Origin of the sequence: Amycolatopsis acidiphila (assembly GCF_021391495.1) — a bacterium.
GTDB classification, from domain to species: domain Bacteria; phylum Actinomycetota; class Actinomycetes; order Mycobacteriales; family Pseudonocardiaceae; genus Amycolatopsis_E; species Amycolatopsis_E acidiphila.
This window is the reverse complement of sequence record NZ_CP090063.1, coordinates 835,707-857,600: the sequence shown is the minus strand read 5'-3', so window position 1 is coordinate 857,600 and position 21,894 is coordinate 835,707. Positions and strand designations below refer to the sequence as shown.

The 21,894-nt window shown below is 70.8% G+C and carries 23 protein-coding genes; 18 read left to right on the top strand and 5 right to left on the bottom strand.

The genetic code is table 11. The features are described 5' to 3' along the window. Positions 1–55 precede the first annotated feature (55 nt). Entirely contained in the window at positions 56–673 is a 618-nt protein-coding gene (locus LWP59_RS04205) for a TetR/AcrR family transcriptional regulator (RefSeq protein WP_144644395.1), read from the top strand. Here the strand turns inward: LWP59_RS04205 and LWP59_RS04200 are convergent. Beyond that, the gene (locus LWP59_RS04200) at positions 648–1,058 is read right to left on the bottom strand and encodes a DUF2000 domain-containing protein (RefSeq protein ID WP_144644392.1); all 411 of its coding nucleotides are present in this window, start codon (positions 1,056–1,058) and stop codon (positions 648–650) included. The two genes, LWP59_RS04205 and LWP59_RS04200, sit on opposite strands and share 26 nt — an antisense overlap. 63 nt (positions 1,059–1,121) lie before the next feature. Here LWP59_RS04200 and LWP59_RS04195 point away from each other — a divergent pair, with 63 nt between their 5' ends. The 5 genes from LWP59_RS04195 to LWP59_RS04175 are packed head-to-tail and all read left to right on the top strand — an operon-like array spanning position 1,122 to position 4,972. Beyond that, entirely contained in the window at positions 1,122–1,928 is an 807-nt protein-coding gene (locus LWP59_RS04195; RefSeq protein WP_229858430.1) for an AraC family transcriptional regulator, read from the top strand. Between the two features lie 13 nt (positions 1,929–1,941). Further along, complete coding sequence (locus LWP59_RS04190) at positions 1,942–2,253, top strand: ArsR/SmtB family transcription factor (protein WP_144644389.1); 312 nt, start codon at positions 1,942–1,944, stop codon at positions 2,251–2,253. Next, positions 2,253–3,053, top strand: coding sequence for an SRPBCC family protein (locus LWP59_RS04185; RefSeq protein ID WP_229858426.1), 801 nt, complete (start codon positions 2,253–2,255; stop codon positions 3,051–3,053). The genes LWP59_RS04190 and LWP59_RS04185 overlap by 1 nt, the downstream gene beginning before the upstream one ends. Before the next feature lie 49 nt (positions 3,054–3,102). After that, positions 3,103–4,743: an acyl-CoA carboxylase subunit beta gene (locus LWP59_RS04180; protein WP_144644384.1), complete on the top strand. Its 1,641-nt coding sequence runs from the start codon at positions 3,103–3,105 to the stop codon at positions 4,741–4,743. A gap of 7 nt (positions 4,744–4,750) precedes the next feature. Then, entirely contained in the window at positions 4,751–4,972 is a 222-nt protein-coding gene (locus LWP59_RS04175; RefSeq protein WP_144644381.1) for an acyl-CoA carboxylase subunit epsilon, read from the top strand. 3 nt (positions 4,973–4,975) lie between these two features. On the opposite strand, the gene LWP59_RS04170 is transcribed toward LWP59_RS04175, so the two are convergent. Then, complete coding sequence (locus LWP59_RS04170) at positions 4,976–6,226, bottom strand: MFS transporter (protein WP_229858423.1); 1,251 nt, start codon at positions 6,224–6,226, stop codon at positions 4,976–4,978. Between the two features lie 136 nt (positions 6,227–6,362). Here LWP59_RS04170 and LWP59_RS04165 point away from each other — a divergent pair, with 136 nt between their 5' ends. Next, positions 6,363–7,019 carry a GntR family transcriptional regulator gene (locus LWP59_RS04165; RefSeq protein ID WP_144644377.1) on the top strand — a complete coding sequence of 219 codons (657 nt, stop codon included), beginning with the start codon at positions 6,363–6,365 and terminating at the stop codon, positions 7,017–7,019. On the opposite strand, the gene LWP59_RS04160 is transcribed toward LWP59_RS04165, so the two are convergent. After that, complete coding sequence (locus tag LWP59_RS04160) at positions 7,016–7,183, bottom strand: hypothetical protein (protein ID WP_186383571.1); 168 nt, start codon at positions 7,181–7,183, stop codon at positions 7,016–7,018. The genes LWP59_RS04165 and LWP59_RS04160 overlap by 4 nt on opposite strands. 195 nt (positions 7,184–7,378) lie before the next feature. Further along, complete coding sequence (locus LWP59_RS04155; RefSeq protein ID WP_186383570.1) at positions 7,379–7,594, bottom strand: hypothetical protein; 216 nt, start codon at positions 7,592–7,594, stop codon at positions 7,379–7,381. A 288-nt stretch (positions 7,595–7,882) separates the two neighbouring features. Between LWP59_RS04155 and LWP59_RS04150 the strand changes: the two genes are divergently transcribed. The 9 genes from LWP59_RS04150 to LWP59_RS04110 all read left to right on the top strand — a co-directional run bounded on the left by LWP59_RS04150 (position 7,883) and on the right by LWP59_RS04110 (position 16,914). Continuing rightward, positions 7,883–8,527, top strand: a complete 645-nt coding sequence (locus tag LWP59_RS04150) for a PadR family transcriptional regulator (RefSeq protein WP_229858420.1) — start codon at positions 7,883–7,885, stop codon at positions 8,525–8,527. After that, complete coding sequence (locus LWP59_RS04145) at positions 8,511–9,959, top strand: DHA2 family efflux MFS transporter permease subunit (RefSeq protein ID WP_144643869.1); 1,449 nt, start codon at positions 8,511–8,513, stop codon at positions 9,957–9,959. Before LWP59_RS04150 ends, LWP59_RS04145 begins: the two co-directional genes overlap by 17 nt. A 3-nt stretch (positions 9,960–9,962) precedes the next feature. Beyond that, positions 9,963–10,586 (top strand): Maf family protein, encoded by a 624-nt coding sequence (locus tag LWP59_RS04140; RefSeq protein WP_144643871.1) that lies wholly within the window; start codon positions 9,963–9,965, stop codon positions 10,584–10,586. A gap of 82 nt (positions 10,587–10,668) precedes the next feature. Further along, a complete protein-coding gene (locus LWP59_RS04135) occupies positions 10,669–11,997 on the top strand; it encodes a dicarboxylate/amino acid:cation symporter (protein WP_144643873.1) in 1,329 nt (442 codons plus the stop codon). Positions 11,998–12,764: 767 nt separating this feature from the next. Next, entirely contained in the window at positions 12,765–14,558 is a 1,794-nt protein-coding gene (locus tag LWP59_RS04130; RefSeq protein WP_144643876.1) for an acetyl/propionyl/methylcrotonyl-CoA carboxylase subunit alpha, read from the top strand. A gap of 28 nt (positions 14,559–14,586) precedes the next feature. Then, a complete protein-coding gene (locus LWP59_RS04125; RefSeq protein ID WP_144643878.1) occupies positions 14,587–15,114 on the top strand; it encodes a DUF1707 SHOCT-like domain-containing protein in 528 nt (175 codons plus the stop codon). 21 nt (positions 15,115–15,135) lie between these two features. Next, a complete protein-coding gene (locus tag LWP59_RS04120) occupies positions 15,136–15,495 on the top strand; it encodes a DUF1707 SHOCT-like domain-containing protein (RefSeq protein WP_144643910.1) in 360 nt (119 codons plus the stop codon). Between the two features lie 4 nt (positions 15,496–15,499). Then, positions 15,500–16,033: a GNAT family N-acetyltransferase gene (locus LWP59_RS04115; RefSeq protein WP_144643880.1), complete on the top strand. Its 534-nt coding sequence runs from the start codon at positions 15,500–15,502 to the stop codon at positions 16,031–16,033. Between the two features lie 248 nt (positions 16,034–16,281). Continuing rightward, entirely contained in the window at positions 16,282–16,914 is a 633-nt protein-coding gene (locus tag LWP59_RS04110; RefSeq protein ID WP_186383541.1) for an AMP-binding protein, read from the top strand. A 500-nt stretch (positions 16,915–17,414) separates the two neighbouring features. Here the strand turns inward: LWP59_RS04110 and LWP59_RS04105 are convergent, their stop codons facing one another. Continuing rightward, the gene (locus LWP59_RS04105; RefSeq protein ID WP_144643884.1) at positions 17,415–19,127 is read right to left on the bottom strand and encodes a glycerol-3-phosphate dehydrogenase/oxidase; all 1,713 of its coding nucleotides are present in this window, start codon (positions 19,125–19,127) and stop codon (positions 17,415–17,417) included. A gap of 147 nt (positions 19,128–19,274) precedes the next feature. On the opposite strand from LWP59_RS04105, the gene LWP59_RS04100 reads away from it, so the two are divergent. Together LWP59_RS04100 and glpK are read left to right on the top strand one after the other, a co-directional pair. After that, positions 19,275–20,225 (top strand): MIP/aquaporin family protein, encoded by a 951-nt coding sequence (locus LWP59_RS04100; protein WP_144643886.1) that lies wholly within the window; start codon positions 19,275–19,277, stop codon positions 20,223–20,225. A gap of 37 nt (positions 20,226–20,262) precedes the next feature. Next, positions 20,263–21,768 (top strand): glycerol kinase GlpK, encoded by a 1,506-nt coding sequence (gene glpK, locus LWP59_RS04095; protein WP_144643888.1) that lies wholly within the window; start codon positions 20,263–20,265, stop codon positions 21,766–21,768. Positions 21,769–21,894 lie beyond the last annotated feature (126 nt).

Here is a 21,894-nt window from a genome sequence, read left to right as displayed (position 1 = left end):
TAGCGTGCGGCGTACGCTAACGAAGTTACGCGTATCTTGTACGCTGTCAACCGCCATGCCACGCCCCCGCTCGCTCAACCCCGCCCAGCTCGCCGCCGCCGCACTCGCCGTCCTCGACCGCGACGGTCTCGACGGCCTTTCCATGCGCGCCGTCGGCAAGGAGCTGGGCATGAGCACGATGTCGCTGTACCGCTACGTCACCGACCGCGGGCAGCTCGAAGAGCTGGTCGTCGACCTCGTCCTCGGCCTCACCGAGTTCGAGCTGCCGGATGGCACGCCGTACGAGCGGTTGCGGATCCTCGCCGAACGGGTCCGCGAAGCCGTCGGCGCGCATTCCGCCGTCGTGCCGCTGCTGCTGATCCACCGGCACAAGTCGATCGCCTCACGGCAGTGGGGCGAGGTCGTGCTGGGCGTACTCACCGACGCGGGGTTCACCGGCAGGGCCAGGGTGATCGCGTTCCGCGCGTACCTGAGCTACGTGCTCGGCGCACTGCAGACCGGCTACCACAGCCCGCTGGCCGGAGCCGGGACGACCGCGTTGCGCGAGCAGGAGCATTTCGCGGTGCTCGCCGAAACCGCGCACGCCGCCGGGCAGGTCAGCGCGGAGGAGGAATTCCGCGAGGGGCTGGAACTCCTCCTCCGCGGTTTCAAGGATGCAACGAAAGGCCCTTGAACGCTTTGTCGACCGCGTTCCGGGGGCCGCGCACCGCGATGCCGGCCAACGCCAGCTTCTCGGTCGGCACAGCCCGCACGGCGGCGCGGTTGTCGACGTCGTTGCCGGTCACGAACAGTTCCTCGGTGTAGACGGCGACGGCGAGCTCGCGCTCGACGGCCTTCTGGTGCGCCGCGGTCAGTGCGCCGGCAGCCGCGGCGTACACCAGCACCGGCTGCCCGAACATCGGCAGGTACCGCTGCCCGGACGCGTCCTCGTACTCGACGCCGACGGTCTCTGGGAACCGCGCGGCGACGCCGCTCACCAGGAACGCCGTCACGTTGAGCCGCTGCCACGTCGCCAGGTCGTCCCGCACCACGACGGCGATCTTCGTCTTCGCTTGCATACCCGCGATCGTCGCCGGACAAGGACCGGGCCGTCTTGAACGCTGGTGCGGGATAATCGCGGCGTGACCGACTGGGCGAGCTACTGGCGGGCGGCGGACCGCCCGCTCGAAGCGATGCACGCCCATTTCGAACGGCACGTCTACCACCGGCACAGCCACGAGACCTACTCCTTCGGCGTCACCGAGGCGGGCGCGCAGGCGTTCACCTGCCGGGGCGCCGCGCGGACCAGCGCGGCCGGGATGGTGATGGCGTTCAACCCCGAGGCCCCGCACGACGGACAGGCCGCGCTCGCCGACGGCTTCACCTACCGGATCGTCCACATCGGACCGGTGCTGATCACGGATGTCCTGCGGGACACGGCAGATCGCCAGGTGGGCATGCCGCTGTTCGCCGAACCGGTGCTCGAGGACGCCGTGCTCGCCGCCGCGCTGCGCCGCCTGCACGCGGTCCTGGGCGAGAGCCGGCTGACGCAGGACGAAGCCCTGCACGCGACCGTCCGCGCACTCGTCGGCCGCGGTTCGACCCGTCCGGCGCGAACGCGGAGCCTCCCTGTCGGGGTGCGGCGGGCGCGTGACCTGCTCGAAGCCGCGTACGCGGAAGACCTCCGCGCGGACGACCTCGCCGAGGCCGCCGGCTGCAGCCGCTTCGCGCTGCATCGCGCCTTCGTCGCCGCGTACGGCCTCGCGCCCAGCGACTACCAGCGTCAGCTCCGGCTCCGCGCCGCGCGGCGGCTGCTGACCGAGGGCCACCCTCCCGCCGACGCCGCGGCGGGAGCCGGGTTCGCCGACCAGAGCCATCTGACGCGCTGGTTCAAGCGGTACTACGGCCTCACTCCGGGCCGGTTCTTGACAGATAATATTCCGAACTAGTTATATTACTGTCATGGCATCAATGTTCGAGGTGCTGGCCGAACCCCGGCGCCGCGAGATCCTCGACCTGCTGCGCGGCCGCGAACGCCCGGTCGGCGACCTGGTGGACCGGCTCTCGCTCACCCAGCCCGCGGTGTCCAAGCATCTGAAGGTCCTGCGTGAGGCGGGCCTGGTCGAGGTGCGCCAGGACGCGCAACGGCGCTGGTACCGGCTGCGCGTGCAGCCGCTCGTCGAGCTGGACGAGTGGCTCGCGCCGTACCGGCGGATGTGGGAGGCCGGCTTCGACGCCCTCGAACGCCACCTCGACAGCGAAGGGGACGACTGATGGACGCGGAGATGGACACGGTCAGCGGTGCGACCGTGCTGCGGTTCGAGCGGCGGTTCAAGCACCCCGTGGCGAAGGTGTGGCGGGCGATCACCGATCCCGCCGAGATGGCGCACTGGTTCCCGGCAACCGTCGAGACCGAGCTGAAGGTCGGCGCGCCGATGACGTTCGTCTTCCCCGGCACGGCTCCCATCGACGGCGCCCGCGACGGGGAGATCCTCGAGCTGGACCCACCGAAGGTGTACGCGTTCCGCTGGAACCACGACATCCTGCGGTTCGAGCTGGTGCCCGACGGGGACGGCTGCGTCCTGCACTTCACGCAGACGCTCGGCGGAGGCGATCTTGGCAGGCTGGCCGCGGGCCGCAACGCGGCGGGCTGGGACCACTGCCTCGGCGCGCTCGGCGCCCGCCTGGACGACCGCCTGGACGAGCCGTTCACCGACTGGCTTTCCGCGATGCGGCACTACCTCGACGTCTTCGGCCTCGCCGAGGGCACCCGCGTCGACACCGCCGAGGGGGCCGAGCTGCACTTCGGGCTCGACCTGGTGTGGAAGCCGATCGAGGAGGCCTGGCAGGTGCTCGCCGAGCGCGGACCGAAGCCGACCCGCGCCGAGGCGCCGAGGCTGCTGGAGCACGACGGCGAGCCCGGCCTGGTGCGCTGGGAGCTGTTCGCCGATCCCGACTTCGGCACCCGCGTCGAGCTGACGCACGTCCTGCCCGCCGAGTACGCGGACGCGGAGCTGGCGGCCTGGCCCGCCCGGCTCGAGGACCTCTTCACCGCCGTGCACGCCGATCGGTGAGGTTGACGCCACACGCGGGCGTACTCGACAGTCGTTAAGCTCCGGAAACATGAGCAGCGCGACGGAGCCGATCGGGACGCCCCCAGTGGAAGAACCGGACATCCACACCACGGCCGGGAAGCTCGCCGACCTGTACCTGCGCTACGACGAGGCGGTCCACGCCGGCTCGGCACGCGCGGTGGAGCGTCAGCACGCGAAGGGCAAGAAGACCGCGCGCGAACGGATCGACCTGCTGCTGGACCCGGGCTCGTTCGTCGAGCTGGACGAGCTGGCGCGGCACCGGTCCACGAACTTCGGGCAGGAGAACAACCGGCCCTACGGCGACGGCGTGGTGACCGGCTACGGCACCGTCGACGGGCGCCCGGTGTGCGTGTTCAGCCAGGACGTGACCGTGTTCGGCGGCTCGCTCGGCGAGGTCTACGGCGAGAAGATCGTCAAGGTGATGGACCTGGCGATCAAGACCGGCAGGCCGATCATCGGGATCAACGAGGGCGGCGGCGCGCGCATCCAGGAAGGCGTCGTGTCGCTCGGCCTGTACGGCGAGATCTTCCGCCGCAACGTGCAGGCCTCCGGCGTCATCCCGCAGATCTCGCTGATCATGGGCGCGAACGCGGGCGGGCACGTCTACTCCCCCGCGCTGACCGACTTCGTCGTGATGGTGGACCAGACCTCGCACATGTTCATCACCGGTCCGGACGTGGTGAAGACGGTGACCGGCGAGGAGGTCACGTTCGAGGAGCTCGGCGGCGCACGCACGCACAACACCAAGTCCGGCAACGCGCACTACCTCGGCTCGGACGAGGAGGACGCGGTCGCCTACGTCAAGGAACTGCTGTCGTTCCTGCCGTCGAACAACCTGTCCGACCCGCCGGTGTTCGAGGCGCCGGAGCCCTCGGGCGAGTCCATCGCGGACGGCGTCAGCGAGACCGACGTCGAGCTCAACACCCTCATCCCGGACTCGCCCAACCAGCCCTACGACATGCACGAGGTCATCACCCGCGTCCTCGACGACGGCGACTTCCTCGAGGTCCAGGAGCTGTTCGCGCCCAACGTGCTGGTCGGGTTCGGCCGCGTCGACGGGCACGCCGTCGGCGTCGTGGCCAACCAACCCACCCAGTTCGCTGGCTGCCTCGACATCGACGCCTCCGAGAAGGCCGCCCGCTTCGTCCGCACCTGCGACGCGTTCAACATCCCGGTACTGACCTTCGTCGACGTCCCCGGCTTCCTGCCCGGCACCGACCAGGAGTGGAACGGCATCATCCGCCGCGGCGCGAAGCTGATCTTCGCCTACGCCGAGGCCACCGTCCCGCTCGTCACGGTGATCACGCGCAAGGCGTACGGCGGCGCGTACGACGTGATGGGCTCGAAGCACCTGGGCGCGGACCTCAACCTCGCGTGGCCGACCGCGCAGGTCGCCGTCATGGGCGCGCAGGGCGCGGCGAACATCGTGCACCGCAAGACGCTCGCGAAGGCCGCCGAAGAGGGCAAGGACGTCGAAGCGCTGCGCGCCGAGCTGATCCAGGAGTACGAGGACGCGCTGCTCAACCCGTACGAAGCGGCTGAGCGCGGGTACGTCGACTCCGTCATCGTCCCGGCGCACACACGGGGTCACGTTGCGCGCGCGCTGTCGATGCTGCGGGACAAGCGCGAGACCCTGCCGCCCAAGAAGCACGGCAACATCCCGCTGTGAGGCACTCATGAGTGACGACGAGAAGCGGCCGTTCCTGCGGGTCGTGCGCGGTAACCCGGACGACGCCGAGCTGGCAGCCGTGACGGTGGTCCTGGCGGCGGCGGCCTCGACGCCGCCCGCCCCACCCAGTCCCGAGCGGCGCTCGAAGTGGGCCGACCGCGCCCGCCTGCTGCGGCGCTCCCTCCACCCGGGCGAGGGCGCCTGGCGCGCGTCCGGCCTTCCGCGCTGAGGCTCAGCCGACCGGCTCCAGCACCTCCGCGCGCCGGGGCCGGACACCGGCGTGATCGTGCAGCCTGAACAGCCGGAACGTGCCCACCAGCGCCAGCACCAGCACGACACCGAAGGCCAGCCGGTGCGCGAGGGGCGCCGCCACGCCGTGGGCGACGAGCGCGTCCAGCAGGATGCCGACCCCCAGCTCGGCGACCACGGCGAAGCAGAACCCGCCCATGTTCGCCACTCCGCTGGCGATCCCGGCCTGATGCCCGTGGTTCGACGTGCGGGCCAGGTCGAAGGCCAGCATGCTCACCCCGCCCGCCGCGCCGATCAGGAACAGCACGGGCGCGAGCACGTCCGTCGGCAGCGGGCCGGGGATCGCGACCAGCGCCACCCAGCACGCCGCGCTGACCGAAGCCGACGTCGCGACCAGCCGTGCGCGCAGTTCGGGACGACGGGAGCCCACCTGCCCCGCCATGGTGCTGACCAGCACGAACCCGATCACCACGACACTCAGCAGGCCACTCGCCGCGCCCGGCGTCCGGCCCTGCGCGCTCACCAGGTACGGCTGGCCGAGCACCGCGGTGAACGAGACGAACGTGCCCATCAACGTGTAATGCGTCCACATCGCGTGCCGGGTGCCGCGGTTGCGCCAGGCGTGCCGCAGGCTCTCGCGGAACGGCTCGTCCGTCACGACGGGTGCCACGGAGCCGGTCGGGCTTTCGCGCAGCAGCAGTCCCACCACGGCCAGCAGCACCGCGGTGACCACACCCGCCGCGAGGAAGGCCGTCGTCCAGCCGAACCCGGTGAGCAGCGCGGCGAGCGGCGCGGTCGCGATGAGCTGGCCGAGACCACCGATCATGCCGGTCAGCGCGGCCACGAGTGCGTACCGGCGGCCGGGGAACCAGTTGTGCGCCAGGCGGAGCACGTTGACGAACAGGAAGGCGTCACCCGCGCCGATCAGCGCGCGGCCGGTCATCGCGAGCGGATAGGCCGTGGCGAGGGCGAAGACGGTCGAGCCGACCGCCATCAGCGCCGTCCCGGCCAGCAGCAGCCGGCGCGGGCCGAACCGGTCGGCGGCGGCGCCGACCGGCACCTGCAGCACGGCGTAGAGCACCAGCTGGACCACGGAGAACGCGGCGAGACCGGTCGCGTCGACCGAGAAGCGTTCCTGTGCGGTGAGACCGGCCACCGACAGGCTCATCCGGTGGAAGAGCGCGGTGAGGTAGCAGAGGGCACCCAGCCCCCACATGAACCACGCCTTGCGCACAGCAGCCCTCCTCGTGTTGCATCTATCTTGTATCTATCAGGGTCGTCGTTAGGATGCGGCCATGTCAACGAGGGACCGGTCACAGGAGGCCCCGCACGAAGCGGGCGCGGCGAGGAGCGCCCGCGAAGGAGGACCGATGGTGCGCCGGAACCCCCGCAGCTCACCGGAGACCGCGAGCGAACGGGCGTACCGGTGGACGAAGGAGCGGATCCTGGACGGCCGGTTCGAAGGCGGGCGCCTGATCAGCGAGGGCGAGGTCGCCGACGAGGTCGAGCTGTCCCGGACCCCGGTGCGGGAGGCGTTCCTGCGCCTGTCCACCGAGGGCCTGCTGCGGCTGTACCCGAAGAAGGGCGCGCTGGTCGTGCCGGTGTCCGCGAGCGAGGCCGAGGACATCGCCGAGGCGCGGATCTTCCTGGAGCGGCACGCCGCGGCGAAGGTCATCGGCGGCGGCCGGCAGCAGGAGGTGGCCGCGACGATGCGTGAACTGCTGGCGGAGCAGCGTTCGCTGAGCTACCCGGACCCGCGCTTCACGTCCATCGACCGGGACTTCCACGCCGCACTGGTGCACGCCGCCGGCAACACCCTGCTCGACGAGTTCTACTCGGGCCTGCGCGACCGGCAGCTGCGAATGGTCCATACCGCGCTGCGGCGGGACAACGCCGACCGGCCCCGGATCATCATCGAGGAGCACACCCGCATCTGCGACCTGCTGGAATCCGGCGAGGGAGACGCGTTGCACGAGCTGATCGCCAACCACATCCTCGCCGTGAGCGCCCGGGTGGGCGGGGACTAGGAAACGGCCCGCGCACGCGGGTGATCGTCAGCTCCGCCTCCGGCAGCGCGTTGTGGGCGGGCGTGGTCGGTCACGTCGAACAGCTCGAAGCGCACCCCGGTGAGCGGACGCAGCCGGACCAGGTCCGTGGGCGGCTCGGCGCCGTGCACGGTCAGCTGCCGCAACGCGGGCAGCCCGGCGAGCAGGCGAAACCTCGTCGACCCCCGGAATTCCGTGCACTGTCACCTTTTTCAACCCGGCGGGCCGCTCGATCCCGTGCAGCGAACGGCGTTCCGCCCGGCCGACGATCGCGAACTTTCGGCTGCGCGATGGCCGCTGTCGGCCATGGGACCCGCGGGCGGCCAGCGGTCCCGCGGCGGTCAGCGGATCGACGCCCTGCCATCGCTCCCGCGCCCGGCCACCGGACTCCCGGCCAAGCCCTCGAACCCCGGCCACCGCACCCGCACCCGCACCCGCACCCGGCCAGCGAACCCGAAGTCTGCCATCGGCCCGTGCGCGGCCACCGGACCCGCGGCCACCCCTCGGACCGCGCCCGCCAGCAGACCCGCGCCCGGCCATGAACCCGCAGCGGACATCGCTCCGCACCCGGCCACCGGACCCGCGGCCAGCCCACCCGGCCGTGGACCCGCGGCTGCCACAGCCCCCGACCCCGCGCCCCGGCCACCGGCCCCGCGCCCACCCCTCGCTCCCGAAACCCCGGCCACCGAACCCGAACCCGAACCCGGCCACCGGCCCCGCGCCCCACCCCTCGCCCCCGAACCCAGCCACCGAACCCGCGGCCACCCCCTCGACAACCCCGCATCCCAGCCTTATAGTCCATGTGGAATATACGATCAGGACTCATCCGGAGGGAATGATTCACAGTGTCCACCGCAAAGCAGGTGCTCACTCCCCTCGCGATGGCGATCCTCGAGCTCCTGCACGAGAAGCCCATGCACCCCTACGAGATGACCCAGCTGATGCGCCACCGCCGCGTCGACTACCGGGTCAAGCTGCGGCCCGGCTCGCTCTACCACACGGTCGAGCGCCTCGAGGGCCAGGGCTTCATCGAGGTCGTGGACACCCAGCGCCAGGGGCGGCGTCCCGAGCGCACCGTCTACGCGATGACCGAGCAGGGTCGCGACACCTTCGCCGACCAGGCGCGCGACATGATCGCCACGCCGGCCCAGGAGTACCCGCAGTACCCGGTCGCGCTCTCCGCCGCCAGCGAGCTGGACCAGCACGACGTCATGGACCAGCTCCGGATGCGCGCGATCAACCTCAGGGCCCGCATCGCCGCGGACGAGGTCGTCATCGAGCAGGTGCTGAAAGAGGACCTGCCCACCATGTACTGGATCGAGCACGCCTTCACCCACCATCAGCGCAAGTCCGAACTGGACTGGACCGAGCAGCTGATCGCCGACCTCGAGTCCGGCCGCATCACCTGGCCCGACGAGCAGAAGCCGGACCAGCTCCCCCATCTCTCCATTGTGGACGAAAAGGAAAGATCCGATGGCAAGACAGCCTAACCCGTGGGCGGCGCTTTCCGCGCTGTGCCTGGGTTTCTTCATGATCCTGCTGGACACCACGATCGTGTCCATCGCCATCCCGGCCATGGTCCGGGAGCTGGGCACCACGCTCAACTCCGTGGTCTGGGTGCTCAGCGTCTACCTGCTCACCTACGCGGTCCCGATGCTGTTCACCAGCCGGCTCGGCGACCGCTTCGGCCCGAAGCGGGTGTTCCTCGCCGGGCTCACGGTGTTCACCCTGGCCTCGCTGTGGTGCGGCCTGTCGGGCAACGTCGAAATGCTCATCACCGCCCGCGCCGTGCAGGGTCTCGGCGCCGCGCTGATGACCCCGCAGACGCTCGCGTTCATCACGCACCTGTTCCCGCCCGCCAAGCGCGGCCCGGCGATGGGCCTGTGGGGTGGGGTCGCCGGGCTGGCGACCATCACCGGCCCACTGCTGGGCGGCGTCCTGGTCGACAGCCTCGGCTGGGAGTGGATCTTCTTCGTGAACGTGCCGGTAGGCGTGGTCGCGATCGTGCTGACCGCGCTGCTCGTGCCGGACTGGCAGCCGCGGCACTCGCACTCGTTCGACGTCCCCGGCATCCTGCTGTCGGCCGCCGGCCTGTTCTGCCTGGTCTTCGGCATCCAGAACGGTCAGCAGTACAGCTGGGGCAAGGTGTTCGGGCCGGTGAACATCTTCGAGATCATCGGCGCCGGTGTCCTGTTCCTCGTCGCCTTCGTGGTGTGGCAACGGTTCAACACTCGCGAGCCACTCCTGCCGCTGCGCGTGTTCAACAACCGCAACTTCTCGGCCGGCACGGCCACCGCACTGGCGATCGGCTTCGCGATCACCGGCATGTTCGTCCCGCTCGTCGTCTACATCCAGGACGTGCTGGGCATGAGCCCGACCGCGGCCGGTGTGCTGACCGCGCCGATGTCGCTGCTGTCGGGCATCGTCGCGCCGTTCATCGGCCGTCTTTCGGACCGGGTCAACGCCAAGTACCTGGTGATGTTCGGCTTCGTGGCGCTCGCCGCGGGGCTCGGCGTGATCGCCCTGCAGGCCCGGCCGGACACCAGCCCGTGGGCGCTGACCCCCGCGCTGCTGCTGTGCGGGATCGGCACCGGCTTCGTGTTCGCGCCGATGAGCAACGTGGCGATGAGCTCGGTCGACCGCACCCTCGCCGGCTCCGCCTCCGGCATCTTCAACACCGCACGGCAGGTCGGCGGCGTGCTCGGCGCTGCCGCGATCGGCGTGCTGCTGCAGGCCCGCATCAGCGCCGCGATGACGGCCGAACACGGCAACGCGCCGCTGGCGCTGACCACAGCGGCGCGCGAGACGCTGATCCTGCCCGCCGCGGTGCTGCTGCTCGGCGCGGTCGCCGCGATCGCGATGAAACGGGTCGTCCGCCCGGCTCCCGTGGCACCCCAGCCGGAGCCTGCCCTACCCTCATAGCCCGTGCGTTTCGTGCTGGCCTCTGCCTCCCCCGCCCGTCTCAGCGTGCTGCGTGCCGCCGGGATCGAACCGAGTGTCGTCGTCTCCGGCGTCGACGAGGACGCCGTCGCCGCGGCGCTGACCGACCCGAGGCCCGACGAGCTGGTCACCGCGCTCGCGGTCGCCAAGGCCGAGGCGGTGCTGGAGACGGTGGCCGGCACGCACGGCGACGCGGTGATCGTCGGCTGCGACTCGATGCTCTCGATCGAGGGCGAGATGCTCGGCAAGCCGGGCACCCCCGAGGCCGCCCGCAAGCGCTGGGCGCAGCTCGCCGGCAACACGGGTGAGCTGCTGACCGGGCACGCGGTGCTTCGGCTGGAGGGCGGCAAGGCGACCCGGCGGGCGACCGGCAGCCAGACGACCACCGTGCGCTTCGCCGATCCGTCACCGGAGGAGATCGAGGCCTACATCGGCACCGGCGAGCCACTCGCCGTGGCCGGGGCGTTCACCCTCGACGGGCTGGGCGGCTGGTTCGTCGAGGGCATCGACGGCGACCCGTCGAGCGTGATCGGCATCAGCCTGCCGCTCACCCGGCGGCTGCTCGCCCAGGTCGGCCTCACCGTCACTGACCTGTGGTCTCTCACATAGCGGGACACGGATTACCCGAAAGGGACAGGGCGTTCACACTTTCCGGCAAACGAGAAGAAATTTCACACACCGGAGCGAGCCCGTGTCCCTGTTACAGACCTACCGCAAACCCAAGGTCTTCGGCCTCGTGGTGGTCGCCGCCCTGGTCGTCGGCGCGCTGCTCGGCGTCCTGGCCCGGCAGGCACACCTCAGCTGGCTGACCACCACCCTCGACACGATCGGCACGATCTTCGCGAACCTGCTGCAGGTGACCGTGCTGCCGCTGGTCTTCACCGCGATCGTGCTCGGCATCGCCAGCCTGCGCGGCCTCGGCGGCGCCCGCACCGCGGCGCGCCTCGGCGGGAAGACCGTGCTGTGGTTCGCCACCACGTCGTTCATCGCGGTGCTCATCGGCATCGCCGTCGGCAAGATCGTGAACCCTGGCACCGGTGTGTCGCTGCGGCCGAACCAGTCCACCGTGGACAAGCTCGCCAGCCGGGACCACGGGTCGTGGCTGGACCTGGTGCAGAACCTGGTGCCCAGCAACGTGTTCGCCGCCTTCGCCGACGGCGAGATCCTGCAGGTCGTCGTCATCTCGCTGGCCGTGGGGCTGGCCGCGTACGCGCTCGGCGACCGCGCGGAGCCGTTCGTGCGGTTCAACCGGGTCGTGTTCGACCTGGTGCAGAAGGTGCTGAGCTGGATCATCCGGCTCGCCCCGATCGGCGTCCTGGGCCTGATCGGGCACGCGTTCGCCACCTACGGCGACCAGTTCGCCCGGCCGCTGCTGTCGCTGATCGTCGCCGTCTACGTCGGCACGCTGCTGGTGCTGTTCGTGGTCTACCCGCTGCTGCTGCGGTTCGTCGGCAAGGTGAGCCCGGTGCTGTTCTTCCGCAAGGCCTGGACCGCGATCCAGTTCGCCTTCGTGTCGCGTTCCTCCGGCGCGACACTGCCGCTGAGCAGGCAGACCGCGGTGAACCTCGGCGTCGACCCCGGGTACGCGAGCTTCGCGGTGCCGCTGGGCACCACGACGAAGATGGACGGCTGCGCCGCGGTCTACCCCGCCGTCGCCAGCATCTTCATCGCGAACCTGTTCGGCATCCACCTCGGCTTCGGGGACTACGTGCTGATCGTGCTGGTGGCCGTGTTCGGCGCCATCGCGACCGCCGGGGTCACGGGCTGGTTCACCATGCTCACCCTGACGCTGAGCACGCTGAACCTGCCGCCCGAGGTGATCGCCACCGGCATCGCGGTGATCTACGGGATCGACCCGATCCTGGACATGATGCGCACCGCGACGAACGTGACCGGCCAGATCGCCATCCCGACCTGGATCGCCCGCACGGAGAACCTCCTCGACGACGAGATCCTGCACTCGCAAACCGCGCCGCCGCTGCTGGAGGCGGAACCCGAGCGCGAACCCGTCAACGCGTAGGTCAGGGGCAGGACCGGGTAGCTGTACTTCCTGGTGCAGCCCACCACGCTGCCGTCAAGGGCGTAGACCCGCGCCAGCACCGGCGACGAGTCCACGACGGTGACCTCCGGCGCGTCCGTCCCGGTGACGTTGCCCAGCCCGACCACACCCGCGGCCGAGAAGTACGGCTTGTCCACCGAGCGCCAGTCGCCGTCGCGCTCGACCATCACCTCGCCGACCCGGCCGCCGCTCAGCGGCGCGCTCACCACACACGCCGGCACCGACGACTCGACGCAGGAGAGCGAGGCCGGGTCGAGCCGCGCGCCGAGCTCGGTGATGCTGGTCTGGACGACCTCGCCTGCCGAGGAGAACCGGCCGTTGCCGCCCGCGTCGTCCGCGAGCAGCTCCACCTGGTTGCCGTTGACGGTCCGGCTCGCCAGCGTGCGGCACGGCCCGTCGCCGCATTCGGCAGCGGGAGCCTGCGGGGACACCGGGGGCGCGGCGGCTTCGAGCCGCGTGGATCCGTCGCGCAGCCGCAGCGAGGCGACGCTCGCCAGCGCCGCGGCGGTGACGAGCGCGGCGACGACTGCCATCAGCAGCACGGACCGGGGAACCCGCCTCGCACCCACCCGCTCACTCCTTCCCCCGGCCTGCTCATCGCCCAGAGTAAGCGTGAGCCGCCTCTCACCGCACGGGGACACCCGGCCCGTAAACTGCGGTGAAGCCCGTGGAAGCGCTGCTAGAGGGACGCTCGCGGGTGCAGGCGGAGAATCTTCTGGAGGTAGGGCGTGCCCGAGCAGGCCACCGGCGGACCGGTCACCAAGATCCTTGTCGCGAACCGTGGCGAGATCGCGGTCCGGGTGATCAGAGCGGCCAAGGACGCGGGCCTCGCCAGCGTCGCGGTGTACGCCGATCCCGACCGCGACGCGCCCCACGTGCGGCTGGCCGACGAGGCGTTCGCCCTCGGTGGCACCACCGCGGCGGAGAGCTACCTCGTCATCGACAAGCTCATCGACGTCGCGAAGCGCGCCGGCGCGGACTCGGTGCACCCGGGCTACGGCTTCCTGTCGGAGAACTCCGACTTCGCGCAGGCGGTCATCGACGCGGGCCTGACCTGGATCGGCCCGAGCCCGCAGGCGATCCGCGACCTCGGCGACAAGGTCACCGCGCGGCACATCGCCACGAAGGCGGGCGCGCCGCTGGTGCCGGGCACCAAGGAGCCGGTGGCGGGTCCCGACGAGATCATCGCCTTCGCCAACGAGCACGGCCTGCCGGTCGCGATCAAGGCCGCGTTCGGTGGCGGCGGCCGGGGTCTGAAGGTCGCCCGGACCATCGAGGAGATCCCCGAGCTGTTCGAGTCCGCCACTCGTGAGGCCGTCTCCGCCTTCGGCCGCGGCGAGTGCTTCGTCGAGCGCTACCTGGACAAGCCGCGGCACGTCGAGGCGCAGGTGCTGGCCGACCAGCACGGCAACGCGATCGTCGTCGGCACCCGCGACTGCTCGCTGCAGCGGCGGCACCAGAAGCTCGTCGAGGAGGCGCCCGCGCCGTTCCTGACCGACGAGCAGCGCGCCACGATCCACAGCTCCGCCAAGGCGATCTGCAAGGAGGCCGGCTACTCCGGCGCCGGCACCGTCGAGTACCTCGTGGGCACCGACGGCACGATCTCGTTCCTGGAGGTCAACACCCGGTTGCAGGTCGAGCACCCGGTGTCGGAGGAGACCGCGGGCATCGACCTGGTCCGCGAGATGTTCCGCATCGCCCGCGGCGAGCGGCTCCGCTTCACCGAGGACCCGCAGCCGCGCGGTCACTCGATCGAGTTCCGCATCAACGGTGAGGACGCCGGCCGCAACTTCCTGCCGGCGCCGGGCACCGTCACCAAGCTGGTGTTCCCCGAGGGCCCCGGCGTCCGCGTCGACTCCGGCGTGCAGACCGGCAGCGTCGTCGGCGGCCAGTTCGACTCGATGCTGGCCAAGCTCATCGTCACCGGCTCCGACCGCGAGAACGCGCTCGAGCGCAGCCGTCGCGCCCTGGACGAGATGGTCGCCGACGGCATGGCGACCGTGCTGCCGTTCCACCGCGCGATCGTGCGCGACCCGGCGTTCATCGGCGACGGCGAGTCCTTCAGCGTGCACACCCGGTGGATCGAGACGGAGTTCGACAACCAGATCGAGCCGTTCACCGCGCCCGCCGACGTCGAGGAGGAGGCCGAGCCCCGGCAGACCGTGGTGGTCGAGGTCGGCGGCCGGCGGCTCGAGGTCTCGCTGCCCGGCGACCTCGCGCTCGGCGGTGGTGGCGGTGCGGCCGGCGGCGGCGCCGCGAAGGCCAAGCCCCGCAAGCGGGCCGGTGGCACGAAGGCGGCCGTCAGCGGCGACGCGGTGACGGCGCCGATGCAGGGCACCATCGTGAAGGTCGCCGTCGAGGAGGGCCAGCAGGTCGAGGCGGGCGAGCTCGTCGTCGTGCTGGAGGCCATGAAGATGGAGAACCCGGTCACCGCGCACAAGGCCGGCACGATCTCCGGTTTGTCCGTGGAGGTCGGTTCCGCCGTGACCCAGGGAGCCGCGCTCCTGGAAATCAAGGACTGACCAGGCGAACCGCTCTAATATCGGTGTCGTGAACGACGTTCCCCAACCGGGCATGCGGATCGGCGACGCCGACCGTGAGACGGCGCTGACGGCCCTCGGCGAGCACATGAGCGCCGGACGGATCGACCTGGACGAGTACGGGGAGCGATCGGCGAAGGTCACCGCCGCGAAGACCCGCGGTGAGCTCGCCGAGCTGTTCGACGACCTGCCGGTGCCGCATCCGGCGTTCGGCGCCCCGCCTGCGTCCGGCGCTCCCCCGCGGCCGAAGAGCAGCACCGCCGTCACCCCGCCGATGCCGGCTGGCCAGCTGAACTGGTCGGACCGGCCGCTGGGCCAGCGGGTCGCGGCCGCGCTCGTGCCGCTGTGCTGGATCGCCGGGTTCGCGTTGTTCTTCACCGTCGGCGGCTGGTGGTGGTTCGCGCTGCCGTTCGTGTTCACCGCGGTCGGCCGCGGGCTGTGGGGCCACGAGTGGGAACAGGCCCAGCGCGGGCACCGGGATCGGCGCCGGGATCACCGGGATTGGCGCCGGGACGACCGCGACCGGCGACGGCCGTAGGATCGACGCGTGAGCGCGGACATGCGGCTCAGCGACGCTGAGCGCAACGAGGCGATCGAGGCGCTGTCCGAGCACGTCCGCACGGGACGCCTGGACATCGACGAATACGGCACACGGTCGGCCCGGGTCACCGCGGCCACGAAGCGCAGCGAGCTGGCCCCCCTGTTCGAGGACCTGCCCGAACCCCGGCCGAGCGTGTTGAGGGCCCGGCCCGTGGCGCCCGCGCGACCCGCCGCGCCGCCCCGCCGCTTCGGGGTGGGCGCGGTCCCCATCGCGGCGATCGTCGCAGTGCTGTTGTTCCTGACCGTGGCGCGTGGGCTCTGGTTCGTGTTCCTGCTGCCCGTCGTGGTCGCGCTGATCTTCGGAGCGAGGTCCCGCTAGTCCCATGGAACCGGTGGAGATCAACGCTGGCGAGTACTACCTGCGCCAGCTGCGCGCCGATGACCTGCTCGACGACCGGCCCGCGCTGGTCGAGGCGTTCGCCGACCCCGAGCACTCGCGCTACATCGTGAACTACAACGTGCGGAACCTGGCCGAGGCCGACCTGTACGTGACGCAGCGGTCGGCGGAATGGTTCAGCGAGGACCGCTGCTCGTGGGCGGTCGCCGAGCCCACCACCGGCGCCCTGCTCGGCGAGATCGGGCTCAAGGACCTGGACCTCGAGGCCGGCCTGGCCGAGGTCGCGCTGTGGATCCACCCGGCGGCGCGCGGCCGCGGGATCAGCGTGGTGGCGGTCAACGCCGCGGTGCGGTTCGGCTTCGGGGCGCTGGAGCTGCGGGAGGTGCTGTACCGCCACCACCCGGACAACTCGGCGTCGGCCGCGGTCGCCAAGCGCTGCGGGTTCACCAAGGTCGGGCTGAGCGAGGACGCGAACCAGCCGGGGCAGGAACTGGTGACCTGGCTGCAGCGGGCGGCGTGATCCCCGGCCGTCCACTGTGGAGGTTGCAAGCCGGTGGTTAGGGTCCGGCTGGGAGGGTACTGACGGCGGTGAGAACGAGGAGACAACGCCGTGTCCACAACGCCCGAGTCGGCCGCCCCGCCGAGAATCCGGCCGCCCCCGCCGGAGTGTTTCGCCCGGCTGTGCCGGGTGACACAATTCCTTTCAGATCGCCGGATCTTGTGATGATGTGGATTCGTAACCTTGCTTCAGCGCCGAACGGGGGAATCGTGGGCGACGCCAGTCTGTTCCTGACCCGCATTCTCGACGTGCTCTGCGAGGGCGGCGACAAAATCGCCTTCGCCCACCGCAGCCGGTCGATGAGCTACCGGGAGACCTTTGACACATTGCGACGTTTGCATGCCACGCTGAAAAACGAAGGCATAGCCCCCGGGGAAACGGTCGCGATAATCGGGGGAAACATGCCGGAAACTATTCTTTTACAAATCGCGGCCCAGCTTCGTGGGGCCCGAGTCCTGCACCGCGACGACCTGTCGTGTTCCGGCGACGGGGTCGAGGCGGACCACGTGCTGTCCTCGGCGCCGGACTGCCCGTTGCTGGTGGCCGGGCGCGGGACGAAGGCCGCCGAGGACGACATCGTGATGCCGCGGTCGGTGGAGACGCTGTTCCCGGCCGACGGCGGGAAGCTCGTGTCGTGCGGCGAGGAGTACGAGGAGATGGCCCGCACGGTCGAGCCTCACCCGGACGGGCCGCAGCGGGTGCTGCTGATCGCCCCGATGTCCCACCCGATCGGGAACCGCATCACGGTGAAGGCCCTGCTCGCCGGCGACACCGTCGTGCTGCACGAACGCGCCCCGGAAACGGTGCCCAGTGCCGCCGGCTCGCCGAGCCCGCAGGGGTAAGGCCACAGGATCCCGACGAGCATTCAGGCCCAGGCCGGGAAACCGGCCCGGGCCTGCGTCGTGCCCGCGAGCGCTACCCGATCGGCTCCGTCAGCCGCGCCGCGCCGGGAAACCCGCCCGGCCAGGGCCTGCGCCGGGTTCGCCAGCGCCACCCGAACGGCTCGATCAGCCGCACCCAGACCGGCAAACCCGCCTGGCCCTACGCCGTGCCCGCGAGCGCTACCCGATCGGCTCCGTCAGCCGCGCCGCGCCGACAAAACCCGCCCACACCTGCGCGTGCCCGCCAGCGCTACCCCACCGGCCCGGTCAGCCGCACCCAGACCGGCAAACCCGCCTGGCCCTACGCCGTGCCCGCGAGCGCCACCCGAACGGCCCGGTCAGCCGCACCCGGACCGGCAAACCCGCCCACACCTGCGCCACGCCCACGGACGCCACCCAAACGGCTCCGTCAACCACGCCGTGCCGACAAACCCGCCCACACCTGCGCGTGCCCGCCAGCGCTACCCCACCGGCTCGGTCAGCCGCGCCCGGGCTTCCGGGGCCGACGCGCGCCGGGCGTCGGCTGCCTCGTCGCTGGGTTCGGTCTGCGAGTCGCGCTCGGCCGCGACCCTGGCCGTGTAGACCTCGACCTCGTGCTCGATGGTCTCGTCCGACCAGCCCAGCACCTGCCCCATCAGCATCGCGACCTGTGGCGCGCAGTCCACACCCCGGTGCGGGTACTCGATCGAGATCCGCGTCCGTCGCGCGAGCACGTCCTCCAGGTGCAGCGCACCCTCGTGGCTCGCCGCGTACACCGCCTCCACCGCGAGGTAGTCCGGCGCGCTCTCCAGCGGCCGCAGCAGTTCCGGCCTGCCCTCGGCGCACCCGAGCACCTCGTGCACCAGCGACCCGTAGCGGTCCAGCAGGTGGCGCACCCGGTACGGGTGCAACCCGTGCTGGGCGGCCAGGTGATCGGCCTGGTTGACCAGCGCGTGGTACCCGTCCGCGCCCAGCAGCGGCACCTTCTCCGTGATCGACGGCTGCGGCCGCCCCGGCAGGTCCACCACGGCGGCGTCGACGGCGTCGGCGGCCATCACGCGGTACGTCGTGTACTTGCCGCCCGCGATCGCGACCAGGCCGGGCGACACCCGCGCCACCGCGTGCTCGCGCGACAGCTTCGAGGTCTCCTCGCTCTCCCCCGCCAGCAACGGCCGCAACCCGGCGTAGACGCCCTCGATGTCCTCGTGCGTCAACGGCGTCGCCAGCACCTCGTTGACGTGCGTGAGGATGTAGTCGATGTCGTGCTTCGTCGCGGCCGGATGCGCCAGGTCGAGGTTCCAGTCGGTGTCCGTCGTCCCCACGATCCAGTGGTTGCGCCACGGGATCACGAACAGCACGGACTTCTCGGTCCGCAGGATCAGCCCGGACTCGGACACGATCCGGTCCCGCGGGACGACGATGTGCACGCCCTTGCTGGCCCGTACCCGGAACCGGCCCCTGCTCCCGGACAGCCGCTGCAGCTCGTCGGTCCACACACCGGTGCAGTTGATCACCGCATTGGCCTGGATATCGGCCTCGCGACCGTCCTCGACGTCCCGCACCCGGACCCCGGACACCCGGTCGGCCTCCCGCAGGAACCGCACGACCTGCGTCGAGGTCCGCACCACGGCGCCGTAGTGCGCGGCGGTGCGGGCAACGGTCATGGTGTGCCGCGCGTCGTCGGACTGCGCGTCGTAGTAACGGATACCGCCGATCAGCGCATTGCGCTTGAGCGCCGGCACCATCCGCAGCGCGCCGGCGCGGGTCAGGTGCTTCTGGCCCGGCACGGACCGCGCGCCGCCCATCGTGTCGTACAGGAACAGCCCGGCCGCGGTGTACGGGCGCTCCCACACGCGGTGCGTCAGCGGGTACAGGAAGCTGACCGGCTTCACCAGGTGCGGCGCGAGCGTCGTGAGCATCAGCTCGCGCTCGCGCAGCGCTTCCCGGACCAGGCCGAGCTCCAGCTGCTCCAGGTACCGCAGCCCGCCGTGGAACAGCTTGCTCGACCTGCTCGACGTGCCCGAGGCCAGGTCGCGGGCCTCCACCAAGGCCACCCGCAGACCGCGCGTCGCCGCGTCGAGTGCCGTACCGGCACCGACCACACCGCCACCGATCACCACGAGGTCGAACGTCTCCTCGGTGAGCCGCCGCCAGGATTCCTCGCGCGCGGCCGGTCCCAGCTCCGCCTCAGTCACTCCGGGCTTCCCTCCTCGCGGGTGTCATACCGTTCCCAGCATGGCACGGACCGCACGACAGGGCCTGCGGGGAACTTGTCCAACCCCTGGACGTGCAGGACCATGAAGATCCAGAGGCGACGATGCCCAGGAACCGGAGGTTGCGCCATGAGCGATCAGGTCTCTCATCGGGAGCCGGGGGTGTGGACCCGCCTACGGCAGAACACCGGTGGCGAGTTGCTCGCCGAGTTCATCGGGACCGCGATCATCATCCTGTTCGGTTGCGGTTCGGTGGCCGTCGCTTTGGCAGGCCTGCCTGGTTCGGGCAGGCAGACCGCTGACTTCGGCCCCGCCAACTGGCTGATCATCGCGTGGGGCTGGGGCCTTGCGGTGATGTTCGCGGTCTACGTCGCGGGCGGTGTGAGTGGTGCACATCTCAACCCCGCCGTGACACTCGCCCTCGCGCTCCGGCGGGGGTTCGCGTGGCGGAAAGTGGTCCCGTACTGGCTGGCGCAGGTGGTCGGCGCCTTCGCCGGCGCCGCGGTGGTGTATGCCGTCTACCACGATGCGATCGACGCCTACAACGCGGCGCAGAACCCGCCGGTGTCGCGGCCGGACTCGCTGTCGACGTTCTCGATCTTCGCCACCTTCCCGGCCAAGTACTTCGGGAACGGGGTCTGGGGGCCACTGGTCGACCAGATCGTCGGCACGGCCCTGCTCGTGGGCATCATCGCGGCACTGATCGACGCACGGAACCAGGCGCCGAAGGGAAACTTCGGACCCGTCACGGTGGGGCTGGTCGTGGTAGGCATCGGGATGTCCTTCGGCACCAACGCCGGATACGCGATCAACCCGGCCCGTGACCTCGGTCCTCGGCTGCTCACCTTCTTCGAAGGCTGGGGGAGCAAGGCGTTCCCCGGCAACGGCGACTGGTTCAGCGGCTACTTCTGGATCCCGATCGTCGGACCGCTCGTCGGCGGGGTCGTCGGGATCCTGCTCTACGACTTGTTCATCGGGCAGGTGCTGGCGGTACGGCAAGCACCGGAGGCGGCGCCGACGCCCGAGCCGGGCCGGGTTCCCCAGAACCCGGCCGCGGACCAGCCGGCCGCCGGCGACTGATCCTGGTACCCACCCACGAACGAGCCAAGGAGAGCACATGACTTCCTACGTCGCCGCCATCGACCAGGGCACCACCTCGACCCGGGCGATGATCTTCGACCACTCGGGCCGGGTGGTCGCCGCGGACCAGCGCGAACACGAACAGATCTTCCCGAGGGCCGGCTGGGTCGAGCACAACGCCGAGGAGATCTGGGAGAACACGCGCGCGGTCACCGCCGGCGCACTCGCCAAGGCCGACCTGCGGTCGGGAGACATCGCCGCGGTCGGCATCACGAACCAGCGGGAGACCGCGCTGGTGTGGGACCGCAAGACCGGCAAGCCGGTCTACAACGCGATCGTCTGGCAGGACACCCGGACGGACAAGATCGTCGACGAGCTGGGCGCGCTCGGCGGCGGGCAGGAGCGCTACCGCGACAAGACCGGTCTGCCGCTCGCCACGTACTTCTCGGGCCCGAAGGTCAAGTGGATCCTCGACAACGTCGAGGGTGTGCGCGAGCGTGCCGAGGCCGGCGAGCTGCTGTTCGGCAACATGGACACCTGGGTGCTGTGGAACATGACCGGCGGGCCGGATGGTGGGGTGCACGTCACCGACCCGACGAACGCGTCCCGGACGCTGCTGATGGACCTCGACACGCTGTCGTGGAACGAAAGCCATGCCGCCGACATGGGAATTCCGCTGTCGATGCTGCCGGAGATCCGGTCTTCGTCGGAGGAGTACGCCAAGGGCCGGGAGCGGGGTGCGCTCTCGGGGGTCCCGATCGCCGGGATCCTGGGCGACCAGCAGGCGGCGACGTTCGGGCAGGCGTGCCTGTCGCCGGGCGAGGCCAAGAACACCTACGGGACGGGCAACTTCGTGTTGCTCAACACCGGGACCGAGAAGGTCATGTCGCAGAACGGTTTGCTCACGACGGTCTGCTACAAGATCGGCTCGAACGACACCGTGTACGCGCTGGAGGGCTCGATCGCGGTCACCGGTTCGCTGGTGCAGTGGCTGCGGGACAACCTGGGCATGATCAGCACGGCCGCGGAGATCGAGGAGCACGCGCGGACCGTCGAGGACAACGGTGGCGCGTACTTCGTGCCCGCGTTCTCGGGCCTGTTCGCGCCGTATTGGCGCTCCGATGCCCGCGGCGCGATCGTCGGCCTGACGCGGTTCGTCAACAAGGGCCACCTCGCGCGCGCCGTCCTCGAGGCGACGGCTTTCCAGACGCGGGAGGTGATCGAGGCGATGAACGCGGACTCCGGCGTGCCGTTGAAGGCGCTGAAGGTGGACGGCGGGATGGTCGTGAACGAGCTGCTGATGCAGTTCCAGGCGGACATCCTCGGCGTGCCCGTGATCCGGCCGGTGGTCAACGAGACCACGGCCCTCGGCGCCGCCTACGCGGCCGGGCTGGCCGTCGGTTTCTGGGCGGGCGAGGACGACATCCGGAACAACTGGGCGCAGGACAAGGAGTGGACGCCGTCGATGGGTGAGGAAACCCGGGCGGCGCAGTACCACAACTGGAAGAAGGCCGTGACGAAGACCTTCGACTGGGTGGAGTGAGGCAGGGTTCGTTGGTGGCGGAGCCGCTTCTCGTTGTGGGGCAGAGGGTTTGGCGGATGTGGTGGCGTGTCGCTTCGGGCAAGCCGTGCGACAGCGCAGCGTGAAGCGCCCTCGTGCGCCGCGCTG

Excerpts from the sequence above, each read along its gene's own strand:
- LWP59_RS04120 (WP_144643910.1), top strand. The coding sequence starts at position 15,136 with ATGCGGCTCAGCGACGCTGAGCGCAACGAGGCGATCGAGGCGCTGTCC.
- LWP59_RS04145 (WP_144643869.1), top strand. The coding sequence starts at position 8,511 with ATGGCAAGACAGCCTAACCCGTGGGCGGCGCTTTCCGCGCTGTGCCTG.
- LWP59_RS04155 (WP_186383570.1), bottom strand. The coding sequence starts at position 7,594 with ATGTCCGCTGCGGGTTCATGGCCGGGCGCGGGTCTGCTGGCGGGCGCG.
- LWP59_RS04180 (WP_144644384.1), top strand. The coding sequence starts at position 3,103 with ATGAGCAGCGCGACGGAGCCGATCGGGACGCCCCCAGTGGAAGAACCG.
- LWP59_RS04175 (WP_144644381.1), top strand. The coding sequence starts at position 4,751 with ATGAGTGACGACGAGAAGCGGCCGTTCCTGCGGGTCGTGCGCGGTAAC.
- LWP59_RS04165 (WP_144644377.1), top strand. The coding sequence starts at position 6,363 with ATGGTGCGCCGGAACCCCCGCAGCTCACCGGAGACCGCGAGCGAACGG.
- glpK (WP_144643888.1), top strand. The coding sequence starts at position 20,263 with ATGACTTCCTACGTCGCCGCCATCGACCAGGGCACCACCTCGACCCGG.
- LWP59_RS04115 (WP_144643880.1), top strand. The coding sequence starts at position 15,500 with ATGGAACCGGTGGAGATCAACGCTGGCGAGTACTACCTGCGCCAGCTG.
- LWP59_RS04200 (WP_144644392.1), bottom strand. The coding sequence starts at position 1,058 with ATGCAAGCGAAGACGAAGATCGCCGTCGTGGTGCGGGACGACCTGGCG.
- LWP59_RS04190 (WP_144644389.1), top strand. The coding sequence starts at position 1,942 with ATGGCATCAATGTTCGAGGTGCTGGCCGAACCCCGGCGCCGCGAGATC.
- LWP59_RS04185 (WP_229858426.1), top strand. The coding sequence starts at position 2,253 with ATGGACGCGGAGATGGACACGGTCAGCGGTGCGACCGTGCTGCGGTTC.
- LWP59_RS04100 (WP_144643886.1), top strand. The coding sequence starts at position 19,275 with ATGAGCGATCAGGTCTCTCATCGGGAGCCGGGGGTGTGGACCCGCCTA.
- LWP59_RS04205 (WP_144644395.1), top strand. The coding sequence starts at position 56 with ATGCCACGCCCCCGCTCGCTCAACCCCGCCCAGCTCGCCGCCGCCGCA.